General features: G+C 54.6%; 20 protein-coding genes and 1 tRNA gene. 11 read left to right on the top strand and 10 right to left on the bottom strand.

The features are described 5' to 3' along the window. Window positions 1-72: 72 nt before the first annotated feature. A complete protein-coding gene (locus tag A7Q03_RS00945; RefSeq protein ID WP_067446547.1) occupies window positions 73-1,047 on the bottom strand; it encodes an SIS domain-containing protein in 975 nt (324 codons plus the stop codon). Window positions 1,048-1,129: 82 nt separating this feature from the next. On the opposite strand from A7Q03_RS00945, the gene tal reads away from it, so the two are divergent. The 9 genes from tal (at window position 1,130) to yfaE (ending at window position 9,939) form a co-directional block, all read left to right on the top strand. Further along, window positions 1,130-2,155: a transaldolase gene (gene tal / locus A7Q03_RS00940; RefSeq protein ID WP_067446544.1), complete on the top strand. Its 1,026-nt coding sequence runs from the start codon at window positions 1,130-1,132 to the stop codon at window positions 2,153-2,155. A gap of 108 nt (window positions 2,156-2,263) precedes the next feature. Next, window positions 2,264-2,719, top strand: coding sequence for a GNAT family N-acetyltransferase (locus tag A7Q03_RS00935; protein WP_067446542.1), 456 nt, complete (start codon window positions 2,264-2,266; stop codon window positions 2,717-2,719). Between the two features lie 183 nt (window positions 2,720-2,902). Beyond that, window positions 2,903-3,631 (top strand): YebC/PmpR family DNA-binding transcriptional regulator, encoded by a 729-nt coding sequence (locus A7Q03_RS00930; protein ID WP_067446538.1) that lies wholly within the window; start codon window positions 2,903-2,905, stop codon window positions 3,629-3,631. A gap of 121 nt (window positions 3,632-3,752) precedes the next feature. Further along, window positions 3,753-5,615 carry a hypothetical protein gene (locus A7Q03_RS00925; protein ID WP_067446536.1) on the top strand — a complete coding sequence of 621 codons (1,863 nt, stop codon included), beginning with the start codon at window positions 3,753-3,755 and terminating at the stop codon, window positions 5,613-5,615. A 163-nt stretch (window positions 5,616-5,778) separates the two neighbouring features. Next, the gene (locus A7Q03_RS00920; protein ID WP_067446533.1) at window positions 5,779-7,230 is read left to right on the top strand and encodes an NAD-dependent succinate-semialdehyde dehydrogenase; all 1,452 of its coding nucleotides are present in this window, start codon (window positions 5,779-5,781) and stop codon (window positions 7,228-7,230) included. A gap of 266 nt (window positions 7,231-7,496) precedes the next feature. Next, on the top strand, window positions 7,497-8,636 hold the full coding sequence (gene obgE / locus A7Q03_RS00915) for a GTPase ObgE (RefSeq protein WP_067446530.1): 1,140 nt from the start codon (window positions 7,497-7,499) through the stop codon (window positions 8,634-8,636). A 30-nt stretch (window positions 8,637-8,666) separates the two neighbouring features. After that, a complete protein-coding gene (locus tag A7Q03_RS00910; protein ID WP_067446527.1) occupies window positions 8,667-8,996 on the top strand; it encodes a hypothetical protein in 330 nt (109 codons plus the stop codon). A gap of 37 nt (window positions 8,997-9,033) precedes the next feature. Further along, entirely contained in the window at window positions 9,034-9,516 is a 483-nt protein-coding gene (locus A7Q03_RS00905; RefSeq protein WP_067446524.1) for a copper resistance protein NlpE, read from the top strand. A gap of 117 nt (window positions 9,517-9,633) precedes the next feature. Continuing rightward, window positions 9,634-9,939, top strand: a complete 306-nt coding sequence (gene yfaE / locus A7Q03_RS00900) for a class I ribonucleotide reductase maintenance protein YfaE (RefSeq protein ID WP_067446521.1) — start codon at window positions 9,634-9,636, stop codon at window positions 9,937-9,939. Between the two features lie 308 nt (window positions 9,940-10,247). Here yfaE and A7Q03_RS00895 read toward each other — a convergent pair whose 3' ends face one another. Together A7Q03_RS00895 and A7Q03_RS00890 are read right to left on the bottom strand one after the other, a co-directional pair. After that, window positions 10,248-10,763, bottom strand: a complete 516-nt coding sequence (locus A7Q03_RS00895; RefSeq protein ID WP_067446518.1) for a single-stranded DNA-binding protein — start codon at window positions 10,761-10,763, stop codon at window positions 10,248-10,250. Next, a complete protein-coding gene (locus A7Q03_RS00890; RefSeq protein ID WP_153705463.1) occupies window positions 10,750-10,959 on the bottom strand; it encodes a hypothetical protein in 210 nt (69 codons plus the stop codon). The genes A7Q03_RS00895 and A7Q03_RS00890 overlap by 14 nt, the downstream gene beginning before the upstream one ends. 15 nt (window positions 10,960-10,974) lie before the next feature. Here A7Q03_RS00890 and A7Q03_RS10690 point away from each other — a divergent pair, with 15 nt between their 5' ends. Beyond that, window positions 10,975-11,103, top strand: a complete 129-nt coding sequence (locus A7Q03_RS10690) for a hypothetical protein (RefSeq protein WP_255361279.1) — start codon at window positions 10,975-10,977, stop codon at window positions 11,101-11,103. 713 nt (window positions 11,104-11,816) lie between these two features. Here the strand turns inward: A7Q03_RS10690 and A7Q03_RS00885 are convergent. Further along, the gene (locus A7Q03_RS00885; protein ID WP_067446511.1) at window positions 11,817-12,446 is read right to left on the bottom strand and encodes a lytic transglycosylase domain-containing protein; all 630 of its coding nucleotides are present in this window, start codon (window positions 12,444-12,446) and stop codon (window positions 11,817-11,819) included. Window positions 12,447-12,832: 386 nt separating this feature from the next. On the opposite strand from A7Q03_RS00885, the gene A7Q03_RS00880 reads away from it, so the two are divergent. Continuing rightward, on the top strand, window positions 12,833-13,663 hold the full coding sequence (locus A7Q03_RS00880) for a basic amino acid ABC transporter substrate-binding protein (protein ID WP_067446508.1): 831 nt from the start codon (window positions 12,833-12,835) through the stop codon (window positions 13,661-13,663). A gap of 591 nt (window positions 13,664-14,254) precedes the next feature. On the opposite strand, the gene A7Q03_RS10330 is transcribed toward A7Q03_RS00880, so the two are convergent. The 6 genes from A7Q03_RS10330 to A7Q03_RS00850 form a co-directional block, all read right to left on the bottom strand. Then, window positions 14,255-14,458 carry a DUF4261 domain-containing protein gene (locus A7Q03_RS10330; RefSeq protein ID WP_067446505.1) on the bottom strand — a complete coding sequence of 68 codons (204 nt, stop codon included), beginning with the start codon at window positions 14,456-14,458 and terminating at the stop codon, window positions 14,255-14,257. A gap of 807 nt (window positions 14,459-15,265) precedes the next feature. Then, a complete protein-coding gene (gene pflA / locus A7Q03_RS00870; protein ID WP_067446502.1) occupies window positions 15,266-16,081 on the bottom strand; it encodes a pyruvate formate-lyase-activating protein in 816 nt (271 codons plus the stop codon). 197 nt (window positions 16,082-16,278) lie between these two features. Continuing rightward, window positions 16,279-18,558 (bottom strand): formate C-acetyltransferase, encoded by a 2,280-nt coding sequence (pflB, locus tag A7Q03_RS00865; protein WP_067439495.1) that lies wholly within the window; start codon window positions 18,556-18,558, stop codon window positions 16,279-16,281. A gap of 839 nt (window positions 18,559-19,397) precedes the next feature. Further along, a tRNA-Thr gene (locus tag A7Q03_RS00860) sits at window positions 19,398-19,473 on the bottom strand. A gap of 12 nt (window positions 19,474-19,485) precedes the next feature. Next, window positions 19,486-20,046 (bottom strand): elongation factor P, encoded by a 561-nt coding sequence (gene efp / locus A7Q03_RS00855; protein WP_067439498.1) that lies wholly within the window; start codon window positions 20,044-20,046, stop codon window positions 19,486-19,488. Window positions 20,047-20,048: 2 nt separating this feature from the next. After that, on the bottom strand, window positions 20,049-20,663 hold the full coding sequence (locus A7Q03_RS00850; RefSeq protein WP_197474737.1) for a hypothetical protein: 615 nt from the start codon (window positions 20,661-20,663) through the stop codon (window positions 20,049-20,051). Window positions 20,664-20,705 lie beyond the last annotated feature (42 nt).

Here is a 20,705-nt window from a genome sequence, read left to right as displayed (position 1 = left end):
TCCAAAGATAAAGGCTACCTGAAAACTTAGCTTCGGTTTTCAGGTAGCCTTTATGGCAACCACCCGGCGCGCCTACACAATCCGCGCTTTGAGCAAATCGTGCATATTCAGCGCGCCCAACAGCCTGCCCGCCTCATCGCATACCGGCAAGCCGTTCACGCGGTTTTGCTGCATGGTTTTCAGCGCCTCGGTGGCCAGCCGATTCGGCGTGATGGTTTTCGGATGCTCACCCATCACAGCTTGGGCGGTGAGGCCGGAGAGGTCGCGCTGCTGCTGGAACAGGCGGCGCAAATCGCCGTCGGTAAAAATGCCTTTCAGGTAGCCTGCCTCGTCGGCCACGGCCACCATGCCCAAGCCTTTTTCACTCATGCACACAATCAGGTCGGCAAAAGGCGTATCCGGGCGCACCACAGGCAGTTCGTCGCCCGTGTGCATCACGTCGGCCACTTGCAGCAGCAGGCGTTTGCCCAGGCTGCCAGCAGGATGGCTGAGGGCGAAATCATCGGGCGTGAAAGAGCGGGCACGCAACAGCGCCACGGCCAATGCGTCGCCCAAAGCCAATGCAGCGGTGGTGCTGCTAGTGGGCGCGAGGCCGAGCGGGCAGGCTTCCTGCGGCACGGCCACGGGGAGGTGGATGTCGGCATGGCGCGCCAACGTGGATTCGGGGCGGCCAGTCATACCGATCAGCGTGATGTTTTTACGCTTGAGCGCGGGCAGGATCACGGCGATTTCGTCGCTCTCACCAGAGTTGGAAATGGCCAGCACCACGTCGCCGTCCACAATCATGCCCAAATCACCGTGCGCGGCTTCGGCCGGATGCACAAAAAAGGCAGGCGTACCGGTAGAGGCCAGTGTGGCGGCGATTTTGCGCCCGATATGTCCGCTCTTGCCGATGCCGCTCACCACCACACGGCCTTCGCAGGCCAGCACGGCTTCGCAGGCGCGGGAAAAACTGCCGTCCAACGAGTCGGACAGGGCGCGCAGCGCATCGGCTTCTATCGCCAGCACTTCGCTGGCGTGGGCGAGATATTGTTGTTCACTCATCATTCTTCTTTCTTCATTCCGGCTTGCGGCGGCCGCCGGAATCAGGTAGTTTCCAAAATTTACACATTCAGCAGAGGCTCAAAATATGGCTATTTTGCAGGAAGTCAAACAGCTCGGCCAGCAAATTTGGCTCGACAACCTTTCCCGTTCGCTCGTGCACTCCGGCACGCTGGCTAAGTTGCAGCAAAGCGGCGTGAGCGGGGTTACCTCCAATCCGGCCATCTTCCGCCAAGCGCTGGCCGGCGATGCATTATACACAGCCGAAATCGCTCAATTAAAGCAGCAGCCGCTTTCTGCCAAGGCGCGCTACGAAACCCTGGCTGTGGCCGACGTACAGGCCGCCTGCGATGTGTTTGCCGCACAGTTTGCCGCCGAAGGCAACAGCGGGCTAGTGAGCCTCGAATGCGATCCAGCGCTCTCGCACGACACCGAAGACACCATTGCCGAAGCGCGCCGCCTGTGGAATCTGATCGGCCGCCCCAATGCCATGATTAAAATCCCCGCCACCGATGCCGGCCTCGCCGCCCTGCCCGACTTAGTAGCCGACGGCATCAACATCAACCTCACCCTGCTGTTCTCCCGCGCCCAAACCGTACGCGCCTACCAAGCCTATCAGCAAGGCTTGGCGCAACGCACAGGCCAGGCCGCGCCGCAACTGGTGGCCAGCTTTTTCATCTCCCGCATCGATACCGCGCTCGACCCGCAGCTGCCGCCGCACCTGCAAGGCAAAACCGCGCTGGCTCTGGCGCAGGCCGCCTATCGGGACTGGCAGCAATTCTTCGGCCAACCAAGCAGCACCGTACCCACCGCCCGCCTGCTCTGGGCCAGCACCGGCGTGAAAAACCCCGCCTACTCCGACACCCTGTATGTGGACAACCTGATTGCCCCGCACACCGTCAACACCCTGCCCGATGCCGTGCTGCACGCCTTTACCGACCACGGCCGCGCTGCCGATGCCCTTTCCCGCCCCGCTGCGCCCGCGCAGCCGATTCTGGACGAAATCGCCGCCCTCGGCATTGACCTCGAAGCCTTGGCCGCCAAGCTCCAGCAAGACGGCCTAGCCCAGTTTGAGCAGGCCTTTTCCCAAATGCTCGCCCAGCTGGCCGATTAGGCGAAAGACTACCTGAAACCGCTATGCCATTTTTCAGGTAGCCTCCTACCTCTGTATAGGCGTATATTCACACACGAGATTTCCTTTAACTGTAACTAGGAGCAAAACATGAGTATCGTCATCCGTAAAGCCGTAGAAAGCGATGCCCCGCAGCTGTGGGAGCTGATGAAAGGCTTGGCCGTATTCGAAAAATATATCAACGACTTCGCTATTACCCCGGAAGTGGTGGTGAACAGCGGCTTCCGCAAAAATCCGCCCGATTTCTACAGCTTTGTGGCCACCGACGGCGACAAGCTGGTCGGCATGATTGTGTACTACTTCCTACCCTACACCCTGCATAACCGCCCTGCTGTATATATCAAAGAACTGTATGTAGACGAAGCCTATCGCGGGCAGAACATCGGTGAAAAATTGATGCTTGTGCTAAAAGAGGAAGCCCAAAAGCACAACTGCGTGCAAATCAAATGGACGGTTGCCCCGTGGAACGAAGGCGGCCAGCGCTTCTATGCCCGCCTTGGCGCCAAGCAAGATAACGAATGGCTCAATTATGTGTGGAGCCTGTGATACCGCTTCCATCATACAAAACCGGTCTATATGGCCGGTTTGGTTTTTCAGGTAGCCTCCATTCCCAACAAAAGCTACCTGAAAATCATCCACCCCCTCCTCCCGCGCCCCGCTGTTCAACACGCTACCTGAAAATGCTAAAATCACGCTTTGTCATCCCACCAGATAAACAAGGAAAGCAATATGGCCGGCCATAGCAAATGGGCGAATATCCAACACAAAAAAGCCCGCGTTGATGCCCAACGCGGCAAAATCTTCACCAAACTGATCAAAGAAATCACCGTAGCCGCCCGCCTCGGCGGCGGCGACCCCGCCTCCAACCCCCGCCTGCGCCTGGCCATGGACAAAGCCTGGGACGCCAACATGCCCAAAGACAACGTCCAACGCGCCATCGACAAAGGCACCGGCAACCTCGAAGGCGTGGAATACATCGAACTGCGCTACGAAGGCTACGGCATCGGCGGCGCCGCCCTGATGGTGGACTGCCTCACCGACAACAAAACCCGCACCGTGGCCGACGTGCGCCACGCCTTCAGCAAACACGGCGGCAACCTCGGTACCGACGGCTGCGTCGCCTTCAACTTCAAACACCAAGGCTACCTCCTGTTCGGCCCCGACACCGAAGAAGATGCCCTGATGGAAGCCGCCCTCGAAGCCGGCGCCGAAGACGTCGTTGCCCACGACGACGGCTCGTTTGAAGTCATCACCGCCCCCAACGACTGGGCCGGCATCAAAGCTGCCCTCGAAGCCGCCGGTTTCAAAGCCGAAGACGGCGACGTCACCATGCGCGCCCAAAACGAAACCGTGCTCACCGGCGAAGACGCCGCCAAAATGCAGCGCCTGATCGACGCCCTGGAAGCACTGGACGACGTACAAGACGTGTATACCTCCGCCGTGCTGGAGCTGGAGTAAATAGGCAAAGGCTACCTGAAAGCTGACAATCATTGCTTTCTGGTAGCCTTTAAAACAACTAGGCCTACCCTACTCTATCGTGCAGAAATCCACATAACCGAATTATTTGGAAAATTTTGCCATGGCCCAAGAATGTTATCAGGATTTGGCCGGCAACCTGCTTTTGCAAATCCGCAATCTGGTAAACGGAAACCAGGCAACCGCCGAAGACGTTGTACCGCAAAATCATAGCGGCACGGATTTTATTATCCATGCCCTGGCCGATTGGCGGTTTTATGCCGACTCAGACGACCAAAAATCGGCGGGTAATGCTGCAGCAGAAATACATTTTGGTTCGGATACCGCTGCCTTCGAAGCCCACACCACACAGCTGGCGCACGAAGTGGCAAACAACCGCAATTTGCGTGCTGGCTTTACCAACAAATTGCACAACGCAAACGGGCAGGGTCTGGCTTGGACAGACAACAAACACTCTTTTCACCGTTTTCCAAGCTATTCCGTGCGCGAATACTGCACCACCTGCCGCGGCAGCGGCAAAGTACGCTGCAAATCGTGCGGCGGCAGAGGGCATAACAGCTGTTCTTCGTGCGGAGGGTCGGGCCGACGCAGCGAACAGGTGCCGGAATATGACTACAAAGGCAATTATCGCGGCAACAAAACAGTGTACAAAAGCTGCTATGGCTGCCACGGCAGCGGGCATACCACCTGCAGCACCTGCTCGGGCCGCGGCAAGGTGCGCTGCCGCGAATGCAACGGACACGGTTTTTTCACCCGCATTCGCCACACTTATGCTGAAGCAGCCGCCAAACTGACGTTCAAATTTGAAAATGCAGACTCCATTCCTGCCTATAATGTGTTGTCTGACCTTTTGAGCCACTCCACCGCCAAATTTCTGACCGCCAAAATCCCCTTTGAAACCATATCTGCTGCCGAAACAGGTGCCAATGCCTTTCAGGTAGCCTATCGCGGTGAAAGCCCCGCTATCTGTTTGGATTTCTCCCTACACCAGCGGCAATACGCCTGCTATGCCTTTTCCAACCCGCCCTATCCCTACTTACGGCCACATATTTTTGATGATTTATTCGCAGACGAGCTGGCATACTTAAACCAAAAAATCCCTACAAAAGGCCTTTTGAATAAAAGACGCGCCATTTTGTTTTTCAACCGCTATGCCGGGCAGCCCGTGCTGGACGAAGCCATGCGCCGCATTGCTGCCCATCGTACCGACACCGTACAAAACACCGGACGTATGGTACAGGAAGCCTGCCAATTCTTTATCAGCCGCGAAATGTCGGATGCACTGGCTGTCGCGCTCAACCGCATTATGGACAAAGTCTCGCCCGCTTATTCGGCAGGTGTTTGGCTGCTCTTTGGGGTACCCTTCCTGACACTGCAAACACTGTCCATGATTGCTTATATGCAAGATAACATGGCTCAGCACCCAATAGGCACAATAATTTTCAGCGCGTTGAACGTTGCCATATATACTGCCGTTGCAGGCATACTAATTAGCTTACCCAGCAGGTTGGCAGTGTGGTGGCAGCGGCGTAAAGTTCCCGCTGCCTACCATCAGCAGATACGCAATCGCGAAGCCTTCAGGCTGATGTCCCGTTGGGCAGGTGGCCTGTGGCTGGCAGCCTGCGCCTACGGCTGGGCCGCGTCAGCAGATTATGTACCGAAAATCAACATCTCTTTTGGTAGTGCGGTAGAACAGATATGCCAAAGCGAAACCGCACAAATGTATGCTCCCTTCTGTCGACAGCCCGTACCGACCGAGGCAGACACCGCCTTATCGGAAGCCGAACAGGCACGGCAAATCCAGCAGTTCCTTGCCACACATGGTTATGCAATAAAGGCAGACAGCAAATTTGGTAGAAAAAGCCGCCACGCAGCGCAGCAATATCTGAAAGAATTAGGCATCAATATTGATGAGAATGCACCTGTAGCTGAATATTATCGAGCGGTATTCCCTGAGAAACAGTAAATTTTTCCAAAGACACGTTTCCGTTGACGACTCGATTTACCAAGCTAATGCTATCCGATCCGGCCTACTCAGCCAGGTCAGCTCCCAGCTTGCCGGATGCTGCATCAAACCATTTTTCAGGGTAACTTTCCTATTACTTCCAATCTTTTTCAGGTAGCCTCCCATGACCCAGCCAAACCACCCCGTCCTTCTACGTACCCGGTGCTACATCAACGGCCAATGGCTTGATGCCGACAGCGGCCGTACCATTGCCGTATCCAACCCCGCCACCGGCGAAACCATCGGCAGCGTGCCCGATATGGGCGCGGCGGAAGCCGAACGTGCGGTGGCAGCCGCCCAAGCCGCCCTGCCTGCCTGGCGTGCGCTCACGGCCAAACAGCGCAGCCAAATCCTGCGCCGCTGGTTTGATTTGATGACGGCGGCGCAGGAGGAGCTCGCCACCCTGCTCACGCTGGAGCAAGGCAAGCCGCTGGCCGAGGCGCGCGGCGAAATTGCCTACGGCGCATCCTATATCGAATGGTATGCCGAAGAAGCCAAGCGCGTTTATGGCGACACCATTCCCGGCCCCGCGCCCGACAAGCGTATTTTGGTGCTCAAGCAGCCCGTCGGCGTGTGTGCCGCGATTACGCCGTGGAACTTCCCCAACGCCATGATCACGCGCAAAGCCGCGCCCGCGCTGGCCGCCGGCTGCACCTTCGTCATCCGCCCTGCCTCACAAACGCCGTTTTCCGCTCTAGCCATTGCCGCCTTGGCCGAACGTGCCGGCATTCCGGCGGGCGTGTTCAACGTAATCACCGGCTCGTCGCGCGAAATCGGCCGCGTACTCACCGAAAGCGATACGGTGAAAAAATTTAGCTTCACCGGCTCCACCGCCGTCGGCCGACAGCTGCAGGCGCAATGCGCCTCCACCATCAAAAAAACCTCGATGGAACTGGGCGGCAACGCGCCGTTTATCGTGTTCGACGATGCCGACATCGATGCCGCGGTCTCCGGCGCGATTGCCTGCAAATTCCGCAACGCCGGCCAAACCTGCGTGTGCGCCAACCGCATCTATGTGCAAAGCGGCGTGTATGACGAATTTGTCCGCAAATTCGCCCAAGCAGCAGGCTACCTGAAAGTGGGCAATGGCTTGGAAAGCGACACGGAATGCGGCCCGCTGATTGATGAGGCTGCGCTGGCCAAAGTGGAAGAACACCTGGCCGATGCGCTCGCTCATGGTGGCGAAGTAGTTGCCGGCGGCGCCCGCCACCCGACAGGCGAGCTCTTCTTCCAGCCCACCGTTATCCGCCACGCCCATGCCGGCATGAAAGTGGCATGCGAAGAAACCTTCGGCCCGCTCGCCCCCGTGTTCCGTTTCGAGAGCGAAGCAGACGTGTTGCAACAGGCCAACGCCACCGAATACGGTCTGGCCGCCTATTGCTACACCCGCAGCCTCGGCACAGCCACGCGCATGATGGAAGGCTTGGAATACGGCATGGTCGGCATCAACACCGGCGTGATTTCCAACGAAGCCGCCCCCTTCGGCGGCGTGAAGCAATCGGGCATCGGCCGCGAAGGCGGCCAATACGGGCTGGAAGAATATTTGGAAACCAAATACGTGATGCTGTCGGTTTAAGCAGCAGGCTACCTGAAAGCATCCACTTCAACGCAGTGAAACGATAATTGGCGTAGCCAAAGCCCAGTTTCTGCAAAACTAAAACATGGCACAAATTTTCAGGTAGCCTTTGCGCCAGTCCTTTATAATGTGCATATTTGCATACGGCGGGCTAAACCGAAATCTGGCGCACAGCCATACCAACCCCAGCCGCACGCATCATCTCAATAACGAATTAAGATTTTCAGGTAGCCCCAAGAGGCTACCTGAAAACGGAAAGCACACAAATGAAATTTATCGACGAAGCCAAAATCGAAGTGGCGGCCGGGCGCGGCGGCAACGGCGCAGTCAGCTTCCGACGCGAAAAATACGTTCCGCGCGGCGGCCCCGACGGCGGTGACGGCGGTCGCGGCGGCAGCGTGTTCGCCGTGGCCAACGAAAACGTAAACACGCTGGTGGAATACCGTTTTGTGAAGCGCTATCAGGCCAAAAACGGCGAAAAAGGCCACGGCTCCGACCGCTACGGCGCTGGCGCCGACGATATCGAGCTGCAAATGCCCGTAGGCACACTAATCCGCGATGCCGACACCGGCGAAATCGTGGCCGACCTCACGCGGCACGGTCAGCGCGTTTGCTTGGCGCGTGGCGGCAAAGGCGGCTTGGGTAATATCCATTTCAAGTCCTCGGTCAACCGCGCGCCCAAACAGGCCACGCCCGGCGAACCCGGCGAAGCGCGCCGCCTGCTGTTAGAGCTGAAAGTGTTGGCCGATGTCGGCCTGTTGGGCATGCCCAATGCCGGTAAATCCACTCTGATCCGCGCCGTGTCTGCCGCCCGCCCCAAAGTGGCCGACTACCCCTTCACCACGCTGCACCCCAATCTGGGCGTGGTGCGCGTGGACGAAGACCAAAGCTTTGTGATGGCCGATATCCCCGGCCTGATTGAAGGCGCGGCCGAAGGCGCCGGGCTGGGACACCGCTTTTTAAAACACCTTTCGCGTACCGGCCTCTTGCTGCACGTGGTAGACTTGGCCCCGTTCGACGAAGCCGTCAGCCCCGCCGCCGAAGCGCTGGCCATCATCAACGAGCTGAAAAAATACGACGACGAACTGTTTGACAAACCGCGCTGGTTAGTGCTGAACAAACTAGATATGCTCACGCCGGAAGAGGCTGCCGAACGCAAAGCCGAATTCCTCGAAGCCGTCGGCTGGGACTACCCGGCCCCCGGCGAGCCCGGCTTCAATTGGCAAACCCCGCGCCTATTTGAAATCAGTGCACTCGCCCATCAGGGTACGCAGGAATTGGTGCGGCAAATCGGGCAGTATTTAGTCGAGAAGAAACAACTGGCCGCAGCAGAGGCTGAAACTGATACTCCTCTGGAAACACCTATTACTACTGATATGTCGATTTTTAAAGCAGAATTAAGTTAATAAAATCAACTCATTTAAGGAGATATTTCTATGGACATTGGAAAACTCGTTAGCTGGCTCATCGTCGGGGCTATCGCCTACGGCGGCTACAATTACCTAAGCACCGGCGATATAACTATCACGCCCCCACCGCAGCAAACTGTCCTAAAACTGGCTAATGAGGCCAACCGCAACCTGCCTAAAGGCAGCCATTTAGCCACGGGCAAATCCTGCATCCGTACCGGTGGCGGTAAAGTTAAACGTGGAATTTATACATGTGAAATCAAAGTATTCACCGGCCTCTCTTCCTACGAAGACGCCAAAAACAGTTACAACATTCTCATTACCAAACGCGACGGTCGTTGGCAGCTTACCCGTTAGTTCGTCACAATGCCAAACCATCGAGAAAGGATTTAAGATGCAAACAAGATCCGCCCTCCCCCTTATCCTCCTGCTGGCTGCCTGTACCCCGCAAGACAATACCGCGCCGGCCTCTGTCCCGGCTGCTGCTTCCTCAACTGCTGCCTCCCAGCCTCCTGCCGCGCCTGCCGCATCAGCAGCTTCCACCTCCGCACGACCCGCCGCCCAATGGAGTGGCCGCTACTACGGCGTACTGCCATGTGCCTCTTGCGAAGGTATCGAAACCACCTTGGTATTAAAAGAAGACGGCAGCTACCAACTCACCGAAACCTATAAGCAGCGCCAGCCGTTTACCGAAGAAACTGCCGGCCGCTTCACTTGGCGCAAGCCGCAAGAAGTACTCCAACTCGACAAAGCCGGCGGCGAGCGGCTCTACCAAATCGGCCACGGCCAGATTTGGGCGCTGGATGCAGACGGCAAACAAGTGGAAGGCGAACTGGCCAACCTCTACATCCTGAAGCAGACCGCAAGTCAGCCTTAACCCGAAAAGAAACCCGGCCTTGGCCAGGCCAAACAATTTCAGGTAGCCTTTATGCCTGCCCGCGCATAATAAAGGCTACCTGAAATTTTCACTACACCAAACCAAACACCACACGCCATGCCCCAAATCACCACCCATAGCACCCGCTTCACCCTGCAGGAAGGCGAAACCCTACTCGAAGCCTTGGAGCGCACCGGACACGAAATCGAATACCAATGCCGCAGCGGCTATTGCGGCTCCTGCCGCGTCAAACTCCTATCTGGCAGTGTCGAATACCAAGAAAGCCCGCTGGCCATGCTTCTGCCCAACGAAATTCTCACCTGCTGCTGCACGGTGAAAGAAGACATCCGCATCGACTGCCGACAACAGCAAAGCGAACCGGATTTATTCGACCGCGATCTGTTTGCCGAAAACAGCAACTAACCGGCAATTCCTCTACGGCAAAGGCTACCTGAAAGTTTTTCAGGTAGCCTTTTGCTGCAAATAAACACAGAAATACTTGAGGCGCAAATGTTCAACGATAGCAAGCCAAATTGGCTTGCAATACAAGGCGGCAAGCCGCAGTGAAGTACGGTAGCAGGCCAACATTGCAGCGAAAGTTAAGTTGATCTGCAATGCAGCCCAATCACTTCGCACAGCCCTAACCATAGGCTACCTGAAAAACCCAAACCAAACCCGCCGCCTGTCCACTCGGAAACAGGCGGCGCGGGTTGTGGTATCGAGCTTGCCGTTTAAAATGGAATATCGTCATCGATATCGTCAATCGGTGCCGGAGCAGGTGCTGCGGCTTGGCGGCGGGGCGGAGCAGGCGGCTCGGCAGCGTAGGCCGGTTCATTATAGCTTTGGGCGGGTTGCTGGCGCGGGCTGCCGGGGGCGGCTGCGTATTGGTCGCCGCCTTCGTAGGGGCTGCTGCCGCTGTTGCGGCCGTCGAGCATTTTCATTTCGTTGGCCACAATGTCGTAGGCGGTGCGCTCGATACCGTCTTTACCGGTGTATTTGCGGCTTTGGATACGGCCTTCGATATACACTTTGCTGCCTTTTTTCAGATATTGGCCGGCAATTTCTGCCAAGCGGCCAAACATACTGATATTGTGCCATTCGGTGCGCTCCTGGCGTTGACCGTTGCGGTCTTTCCAGTTTTCGCTGGTAGCGATAGAAAAATTGGCCACGGCATCGCCGCTGGGCAGGTAGCGCACTTCGGGATCGCGCCCCAAGTTGCCGATAAGTATCACTTTATTCAACATGATTTCCTCCTAAAATAATCTGTTTGGCGGCGGCTTCATCAAAACCCTGCTGCCGCGCCTTGATGTAAACGGTTGAACGGTCGGCGCTGAGGCTGGCCGCCTCCACTCCTTCAAACTGCTGCAACACAGCCAAGAGCCGCTCTTCGCAACCCTGCCATACCCGGGGCGCCAGATTGCGCACGCCGATGGATTGCGCCATGTTGTACATGTGGCTATGTCTCTCAAATCCATCGGCGCCACTCTTGATACGATAGACAGCAGGCTGACTTCCAAAATATTGAAGCCGACAAAATACACCACCAGCGATACGCCAATGGCCAAGAGCAAAGCCTGGTCGGCATAAATTCCGCACAAAACCGCTGCAATCAGCATGATACTGGCTACAAACACCTGCTTGAGCCTGTTGCACGTTTCGCCCACCACAATCGACAGATTGGCAAAAATTTCCATTATCACCGCCTGCAGAACGAAAATACCGAAATTGAGCTGCATCAGGCGTTTGTTGCGTAACGCCTCGCTGATGCGGAAGTCTTCATTCCCATATCTTCATGAAAACGGCCCTGCTACAGATTGGACATAATCCACACACCACACTACAGCCAACACACACAATGCACCGGTGAATGCAAACAGGCCGAAAATGTTGACGTAGCGGGTAAACAACGGCAAAACCATTATGCTAGCAGCAAAAGTGAAATCGATAAATGAACCCCATTGGAGCCATGGCACGGGTACGCACTTCTTCGCACGTTAAATCCGCCAAAAGCCCGGCAACCGCCACAATCACTAAACGCTGTACGCAGGCGTACTACTAGGCAGCTCCTTGGCAGGCAACACCAAAAACATACTCAGCATACGCAGCACATATACGCCGGAAAGCTATGTGCTGGCGCACCCCATTCTTTGGACAATAAGGTGGTGCAGGAGATTCAGGGCATGGTGTTCAAATGGAAGTAGTTAGGGAAAAATTCTAGTAATTATACCCGAAGCCTTGCGCCATCGGGAGCTTTTCGGCAAGGGTAGATGTTTGATTAGACTTTCAGGTAGCCTGTTCCACTAAGACCATTGCCAGCGGTTCTGCCACGCGCCGATCACTGCGTCGGGATAACGCCGGCTACCTAGGCTGCCGTTGTAGCGCGCCAATGCCCGCTCCATATTGCCGTTTTCTAGATTGCTGTAGTGGCGCAGGATGGTGCAGCCGTAGCGCAGGTTGGTGCGGATATCGAATAAGTTGTGTTCCGGCTTGCCGATGTAGCGCTGCCAAAACGGCATCACCTGCATCAGCCCGCGTGCGCCCACGCTGCTGATGGCATACTGCCGAAACGCGCTTTCCACCGTAATCAGTCCCAGAATCAACTGCGTATCCAGCCCGGCACGGGTGGTTTCGTATTGGATGTTGATGAGCAGGCGGCGGCGTTCCAGCGGGTCGGGCACAAAACGCGCCAGCCGCAGCGACATATCATTGAGCCAGCGCGGCGCGTTATACGGGTTTTCAAACACCAGGCGCGGCGGATTCACATTATTCACCGAATGGCGCATCACCGAAGTAACATCGTCCGACAGCGTCTCCTCGCGCTGCGCCCCGGCACGGGCGGCTTGAGGCAGGCAGGCAACGGTAGAAACGGCAGCCAGCGAAGCGAGCAGGCGGCGGCGCTCGGGCTGTTCGGGGGCAAACGGATACGGCATGACTAAAGTGCACCAATTAAGATGATAATGGCCCCTATTATAGTGGAGTTTCACCACACGGCGCAGATTGAGCCTGCCTGGGGTGCCAAAGCAGGCTATCTACAGTTCGAAAAACGAAACTACATTTCAGCTTCGCAGAAGCTGACGCTTTCAAGTAGCCTTACCCAATATAGCTGAAGTTATTACTTCTTCCCCAATGCGGTACGTAGACAGCATGAATAAGTCGGCACAGCACGCCCATGCGCTCAGAAGAAATGACGTGCTTTGGCTATATTCTGCAATAAACCTTTAGAATTTCCGCATATGGTTGTATGATGTGTTTCCCGAATGATGCGCACGGGGCGCAATCATTAATTAACATCCAAACCAATCCAGGAGAACCGACAATGAACATGAAAAAATGGCTGGCCACCGCCCTGGCCTGCTCCGCCATCGCCCTCAGCGGCTGCGGCAATTCCGGCGGCACCCAGCAAGCCTCGCAACCTGTCGATGCCAATGCCTCCGGCGCTTCCGCTCCCGGCAGCGAAAAAGTATTGCGCGTGGCCACCAATGCCGAATTCGCCCCCTTCGAATCTAAAAACCCTGACGGCAGCCTCAGCGGTTTCGATATCGACCTCATCAACGCCTTAGCCAAAGAAGCCGGCTACCGCGTGGAATTTAAAGACCAATCTTGGGACAGCCTCTTCAACAGCCTGCGCAACGGTGATGCCGACGTAGTAGTGGCTGCCGTAACCATCACCCCCGAACGCCAACAGAGCATGCTCTTCACCGATCCCTACTTTGAAATCACCCAAGTAGTGGCCGCGCCCGAAGGCAAACAGGTAGCCTCCGTAGAAGATTTGAAAAACCTCAACCGCGTGGGCGTGGTAACAGGCAACACCGGAGATTTGGCTGCCTCCAAACTCTTGGGTGCCACCAATCCCAAAGTAACCCGCTTCGAAAGCCTGCCACTCTTGCTGAAAGAATTGCAAAACGGCGGCGTGGACGCAGCCGTGAGCGACAGCTCCGTGGTGATGGAATTCATCAAACACAACGGCGACAAAGGCTTCACCATGATTAAAGTGCCCGATTTCGAAGCCGAACACTACGGTATCGCCCTGCGCCAAGACGACACCGAGCTGCGAGACACCCTCAATAAAGCCCTGGCCGCCATCAAAGCCAGCGGTGAATACGACCGCATCCACCAGCAATACTTCGGTACCGCCGCTGCCAAATAGCCGGTTCTGCCAATCTTGCACCAAAACTGCCTGCAATTGTTTGCAGGCAGTTTTTTATAGGAGGAAAGGCTACCTGAAAATGCTTTCCGGCACTTTCAGATAGCCTTTATCTATATCGCTAGATGCCCATATTTCTTTTTATTACATGAGCACTTTAATCTGCGTTTATTCCTGATAATCAATAAATCCTAACCGATTGCCCGACAGATCGACAATTTTCACCATCCATCTGGTACGGATGCGGAATGGCTCGCTTAGGAAACGGATATTTCTACCCTATAATGCGGCATATCTTGCCTGCACATCTTCCACTTCAATCCACACAGTAGGAGTCATACCGGGAAACTTTTTCCGTTCTTTGAGAATAATGGCAGCTTCTTCATCGCCTACCCGAAAAGCAACCATGCTGTTTTTAGAAAAAATCGAATTTAACGGGCAAATCCAACACATCTTGGTAAAAGCGGCAGCTCGTAGCAAGATCACTTACAGGAAAAAATTATCATACTTCATTATTTTCCTCCTTATCAAAAAGTTGTTATTACAGCCGTTCTTCCACAATTACGCCGTTAAGATCGTCTGAAACAACACTGTTTAGTAGTCGATTTTCAGGGTTTCTTCAGCCACGCCGGCTACGGCTGGGGAGCGGGTGATGGCGAGTTTTTCTTCGGCACTGAAGCCGATGGTTTCGCCGTCTTGCAGGGTGATGTTTTGCGAGATGAGGTAGTCGCTTATATTGCACAGAAAGGTATGTAGGTCAGTGGGCTCGTGCGTGTTGTTGAGAATTTCGAGCCCCATTTTATTGAATTGCTCCAGACCGATGATGTAGGCATTGCTGCCTTCTTCGCTGCCAGAGAGGCCGATAAATATCCAGGCGAGAATGGGCAGTCCGCCTTCGTGCAGAATGCTGCATACGTCACGGTAGAAATCGGGGCGAAGACGGCGGTGCCTGAGGTATAGATGCCGATGCTGTTTTCGTCGGCAAGGGCAACACTGGCAAGTTTGCTATAGAGGCTCATCACGTCAATTGGGGCGGCGTCGCTAATGGGCATCACGACAAGCAGGATGTGCGTCTTCTTCCACGGCTTCTGGCCAGTAGTAGTTGAAGACGGCGTTTTGCTCGGCTTCACCATCGGCCAGCAAGACGGGCATGAGTAAGAGGGCGCAGAGGAGGCTGTTTATATTGAAGTGAGGTTACCGTCTTCGTTGGTGATGTCTTCGCCTTCGTCTAGGCTGATGCCCCATTCGTGTTACAGGGTGTGCAGGAGGCAGGCAGAGTCGAAGCGTTTTTCTTTTAGGAGGACGAAGCCTTGAGCGTGGCTCATGGTGAGCCTTTCTGGAGTAAAAAAAAGGGGGGGGGGGTGAAATGAACAGTATAAGGGATGTGTCGGTGGGGCTACCTGAAATTCTTGAATTATTGGAAGCTGATGCTTGCGGCAGGCTGCCGGAAAAATCGAAAACAGCTTTTCAGGTAGCCTTTTCACGAATGCTCACCGCCTCCAGCCTATATAGTAGGCATGGCAACTCTGCCCTAGCTTTCTGCCATATGGTAGAAAGCTACCTGAAATATGTTAGCCTCTTTTCAGGCAGCCTATTCGGGCGGGCTTATATGATGGTTTGTTTACCATAGCTTTCGATGATTTCCTTTATCCGCAGGACGGTTTCTTTGGGCGGGGGATGCACGCCTTTGAGCTTGTATTCGTCGCCGCACAGCTCCCATTTGTGGGCGCCTAGTTCGTGGTAGGGAAGGATTTCCACGGTGTCGGCGTTGGGCATATCGGCAATAAATTCGCCGAGCAAGTGGGCGGAACGGTCGTCGTCGGTGTAGCCGGGTACGACGACGTAGCGGATGCGGGTGGGCTGATTTCGTTTGGCAAGATGGCGGGCAAACCGCAAAACTTTGGTGTTGGGGATGCCAACCAACACTTTGTGGATTTCGGGATCGATTTGCTTTAAATCTAGCATGACGAGGTTGGTATTGTCCAACAGCTCTTCCAGGGCACTGTCGTAGTGCAGGGCGTAGCCATTGGTGTCGAGGCAGGTGTGGATGTCGTGCTCGCGGCAGGCTACAAACCAGTCGCGGATGAATTGGTATTGCAGCAGGGGTTCGCCACCGGTGGCAGTTACGCCGCCACCGGTGGCGCGAAAGTAGTGTTTGTAGGAGAGCACTTGCTGCATGAGCTGGGGCACAGTGAAGTGCAGCTCTTTTTCACTGTGCCTGTCCCAAGTGTCGCGGTTGTGACAGTAGAGACAGCGCATAAGGCAGCCCTGCATGAAGAGGACGAAGCGCAGGCCGGGGCCGTCTACGGCACCACCGGTTTCTATAGAGTGGATGTAGCCGATACCTTTGTAGGAGCGGCTGCGAGTGTCGGGCTGTTTTTTCGGTGGGGCACCGGGACTGATGGGGATGGATTCTGGCATGGTGGTTGGTGTGCGTTGAGTTTCAGGTAGCCTTTATGGCTTGTGGTGTTTTGAAAGCCCACCCTACCCTACTTGGACTATACTTGGGCTATAGATTCTCAGGTAGCCTTTACAACAGGAATCAGGCTACCTGAAAACGGGAGGAAACAAAAGTGCCGGAATGAGTTCCGGCACTGATTCCTGCTAGCTGGGCATGATTACATCCGGCTGGTGAAGGTGCGGGTGATCACGTCTTGCTGCTGCTCTTTGGTGAGCGAGTTGAAACGCACGGCATAGCCGGACACGCGGATAGTGAGCTGCGGATATTTTTCCGGGTGTTCCATCGCATCCACCAACATTTCGCGGTTGAGCACGTTCACGTTGAGATGCTGGCCGCCTTCCACACCAGCTTCGTGGTGGAAGTAGCCGTCCATCATACCGGCCAGGTTGCGTTCGCGGGAGCTTTCGTCTTTGCCCAACGCACCGGGGATGATGGAGAAAGTGTAGGAAATACCGTCTTTGGCAAACTCAAACGGCAGTTTGGCCACGGAAGTCAGCGAAGCCACGGCACCGCTTACATCACGGCCGTGCATGGGGTTGGCACCCGGGCCGAACGGAGCACCTGCGCGGCGACCATCCGGAGTATTACCAGTTTTTTTGCCATATACCACGTTAGATGTGATGGTCAGCACAGACTGGGTTGGGATAGCGTTGCGGTAGGTCGGATGAGTAGCCACTTTCTTCATGAAACGCTCTACCAGGTCGCAGGCGATGCTGTCCACACGGTCGTCGTTATTACCGAACTGCGGGTATTCTCCTTCGATTTCGAAGTCCACGGCAATGCCGTTTTCGTCGCGGATCGGTTTCACTTTAGCGTATTTGATGGCAGACAAAGAGTCGGCAGCCACAGACAGGCCGGCAATACCGCAAGCCATGGTGCGGCGCACGTCGCGGTCGTGCAAAGCCATCAAGGCGGCTTCGTAGCTGTATTTGTCGTGCATGTAGTGGATGCAATTCAGAGCGGTAACATATTGAGTGGCCAACCAGTCCATGAATTTATCCATGCGATCGAACACAGTGTCGTAGTCGAGCACTGCGTCTTTAATCGGCTCGGTTTTCGGACCGACTTGGTCTTTAGATTTTTCGTCCACGCCGCCATTGATTGCATACAGCAGGGTTTTGGCCAAGTTGGCTCGCGCACCGAAGAACTGCATATGCTTACCGACCACCATAGGGCTCACGCAGCAAGCAATGGCGTAATCGTCACTGTTGAAGTCGGGGCGCATCAGGTCGTCGTTTTCGTATTGGATAGACGAAGTATCGATAGACACTTTGGCACAGAACTCTTTGAAACCTTGCGGCAGTTTTTCAGACCACAATACGGTGATGTTCGGCTCGGGAGATGGGCCCATGTTGTACAGAGTGTGCAGCACGCGGAAGTTGGTGCGGGTTACCAATGTGCGGCCATCCAAGCCCATACCACCGATGGATTCGGTGGCCCAAATCGGGTCGCCGGAAAAGAGCTGGTCGTATTCGGGCGTGCGCAGGAAACGAACCATACGCAGTTTCATCACCAAATGGTCGATGAATTCTTGTGCTTGGCTTTCGGTGATAATGCCGTTTTTCAGGTCGCGCTCGATATAAATATCCAAGAAGGAAGACACACGACCAAACGACATGGCTGCGCCGTTTTGCGACTTCACGGCGGCGAGGTAGGCGAAGTAAGTCCATTGGATGGCTTCTTGCGCGTTTTTGGCTGGGCCGGAAATATCGAAACCGTAAGAGGCAGCCATTTCTTTCATCTGCTTCAGTGCAATATGCTGCTCGTTGATTTCTTCGCGCAGGCGAATAACGCTTTCCAAGTTTTTGCCAGATTCCAAATCGGCTTGTAAAGAATGATACTGCTCGGTTTTGTCTTGCATCAGGCGGTCGATACCGTAAAGGGCCACACGGCGGTAGTCGCCGATAATGCGGCCACGGCCGTAGGCATCGGGCAAACCAGTTAAAACGCCTGATTTCCGACAGCGGCGGATGTCGGGCGTGTACACATCAAACACGCCTTGGTTGTGGGTTTTACGATATTTAGTGAAGATTTCTTCCACTTCGGGATTTAGCTCCACGCCGTAAATCTTACAGGAATCTTTCACCATCTTCAGACCGCCGAAAGGCATGATGGAGCGTTTCAGCGGCTCATCGGTTTGCAGGCCGACAATGGTTTCCAAGTCTTTGTCGATATAGCCGGGCGCGTGGCTGGTGATGCCGGAAACAACTTGCGCGTCAATTTTATACGGAGCGTGGGTTTTATTTTCCACCTTGATGCCTTCCATCACTTCTGCCCACAGCTTGGTAGTGGCATTGGTGGCCGGCGCTAAAAAGCTACCATCGCCTTCATAAGGCGTGTAGTTTTTTTGGATGAAATCGCGTACATCAATGCTATTTTCCCAATCACCGCTAACAAAGCCTGTCCAAGCAGCCGGACGCTCTATTGCTGAAGCCATAATAACCTCCTGTTTAATATAAATAAATAAAACAACGTTACAAATTAGAATTCACCATTAAAGAATGGCATTCTTCATGCCGTTTTGGGCAGAAAACTCTAACCAATAGCGCTTCTCTTAACCTAAATCAAACTTGATATCTTTTATTATTACTTATCAATACACTAAAATCAAGAAATTTTTCAGGTAATCTCATTTCCCAGCCAGGGGCTACCTTTGCTTCCGATGTGGTTAAATTATCCACCTATTCAGTCTCATCCTCAAGCAAACAAACAACCGTCTCCAAATAGGGGCCCGCCTTGTTTCATGTTCGATTGGAACAGCTATTAATCCTACTTAAACCAATTTTCCAGTAAATATAACACCCCCAAGCTACCTGAACATACCCTTCATAAATCCTTTCACGACTACCTCCGCCCCTGAAAGCTGTTTTTTCGTGCCTGCGGCATCGCCATCTTTATTGCCAGCTCCTACCTCCTGCCCGCGCCCTACTGGGACACTCCCATCAGTTTCCCGATGGCCTTAGCACCTACTTTTTCCGCCCCCACCAACTCACGCACACTGGCACGCCGGCAGTGGAAATACCTGCCGCTAGCATTGTTTGGCATGTGGTTTTCCGTCGATGGCATCTACTGGCTGTATTGGTCGTGGCACGATCCGGTAGCACTCGAAATGATGCGCAGCGGCAATGCCCCCGCATCTGCCTGCCTGTATGCCCTATGCGCCATGATTTGGCTGCACGACGGCGCACTGCGCGACATAGTTGCGCTTGAAGAAATAAAGCACATAGGCTACCTGAAATCTACCTGGCAAAAACCCCGCAAAAGCGGGGCCGGGATTGGTGCCGGTAAAGGGAGTCGAACCCCCGACCTTCGCATTACGAATGCGCTGCTCTACCAACTGAGCTATACCGGCCAAGTTCGGCAATTAGGCGCGTTTGCGGAACTCACCGGTACGGGAATCGATTTCCACTTTATCACCGTTTTCAATATAGGCCATCACTTGGATCTCGGTACCACCCACGAGGCGTGCGGGTTTCATCACTTTGCCGGAAGTGTCGCCTTTAACGGCGGGCTCGGTGTATTCCACTTCGCGCACGATGATGGTGGGCAGCTCCACGGAAATCGGGTTGCCTTCGTAGAAGGTTACTTCACACACGTCTTCCATGCCGTCTACGATGAATTTCATGTTGTCACCGATGTTTTCACCTTCGATTTCGTATTGGTTGAACTCTTCGTCCATGAATACATACATCGGGTCGGCGAAATAGCTGTAAGTGCATTGTTTACGGTCGAGCTGGATAACGTCGAACTTGTCATCGGCTTTCACGATGGTTTCGCTGTTTGCGCCGGTGAGCAGGTTTTTTAGCTTCATGCTCACTTTGGCAGAGGAGCGGCCGCCTTTGATGTATTCGGTTTTCTGTACCACCATCGGCTCGCTGCCCACCATGAATACGTTGCCGGCGCGCAATTCTTGTGCGGTTTTCATAATTATATCTCTTTCAGTCGAATCAGGGAAAAACGGAAAACACGGCATTTTAGCGCAAACAGTTTTGCCTGTCCAAAGTAAAGGCTACCTGAAATTTTCAGGTAGCCTTTCGCGCTACTTATTCGTAATAACGCCCCAAGTCCAACAAATCGCCCAACAGCGACCAATCCTCTGCCACCGCTGTCTTCCTCCCTCAAACTGTCTTCCAGCCCCTGCGCGCCGCATTCCAAAAGGGTGAGCGGGTCGGAGTTGTACCGGCTATAGCCGGTTTCGGAGGTGATACCGTAGTGGCGCAATTCGTTTTGCAACTCTTGGCCACGCATGCGGTGCAACTCGGCTACCTGAAAAATAATCACGGCGCAGGAGTATTGCCACGGATCGCTTGTTTTCAGCTGCTCATCGGGCATCTGACGGATGAGCAGCCATTGTTCGTTAAACGGCGCAGGCGAAGCAGTAAAGGCTTCTTGCAGTAGGCTGAGGCAGAGGGTGGGTGTGCAAACGGCATCCTGTTGACTTTGCAACAGGGCATGAAGCGCCAGGAGATAGTCTTCGAGATTACGGTTGGCGAATGATTGGCGGAGGTTTTCGATCTGAATAGAAAATTCGCTGTGGTTCATAGAATGGGCATGGGTTGTAGCGCTAAAACAAAGCGGCAACAG

This window comes from Eikenella sp. NML99-0057 (assembly GCF_001648535.1).
Taxonomy (GTDB): Bacteria; Pseudomonadota; Gammaproteobacteria; order Burkholderiales; family Neisseriaceae; genus Eikenella; species Eikenella exigua.
This window is presented reverse-complemented; position numbering and strand designations above follow the sequence as displayed.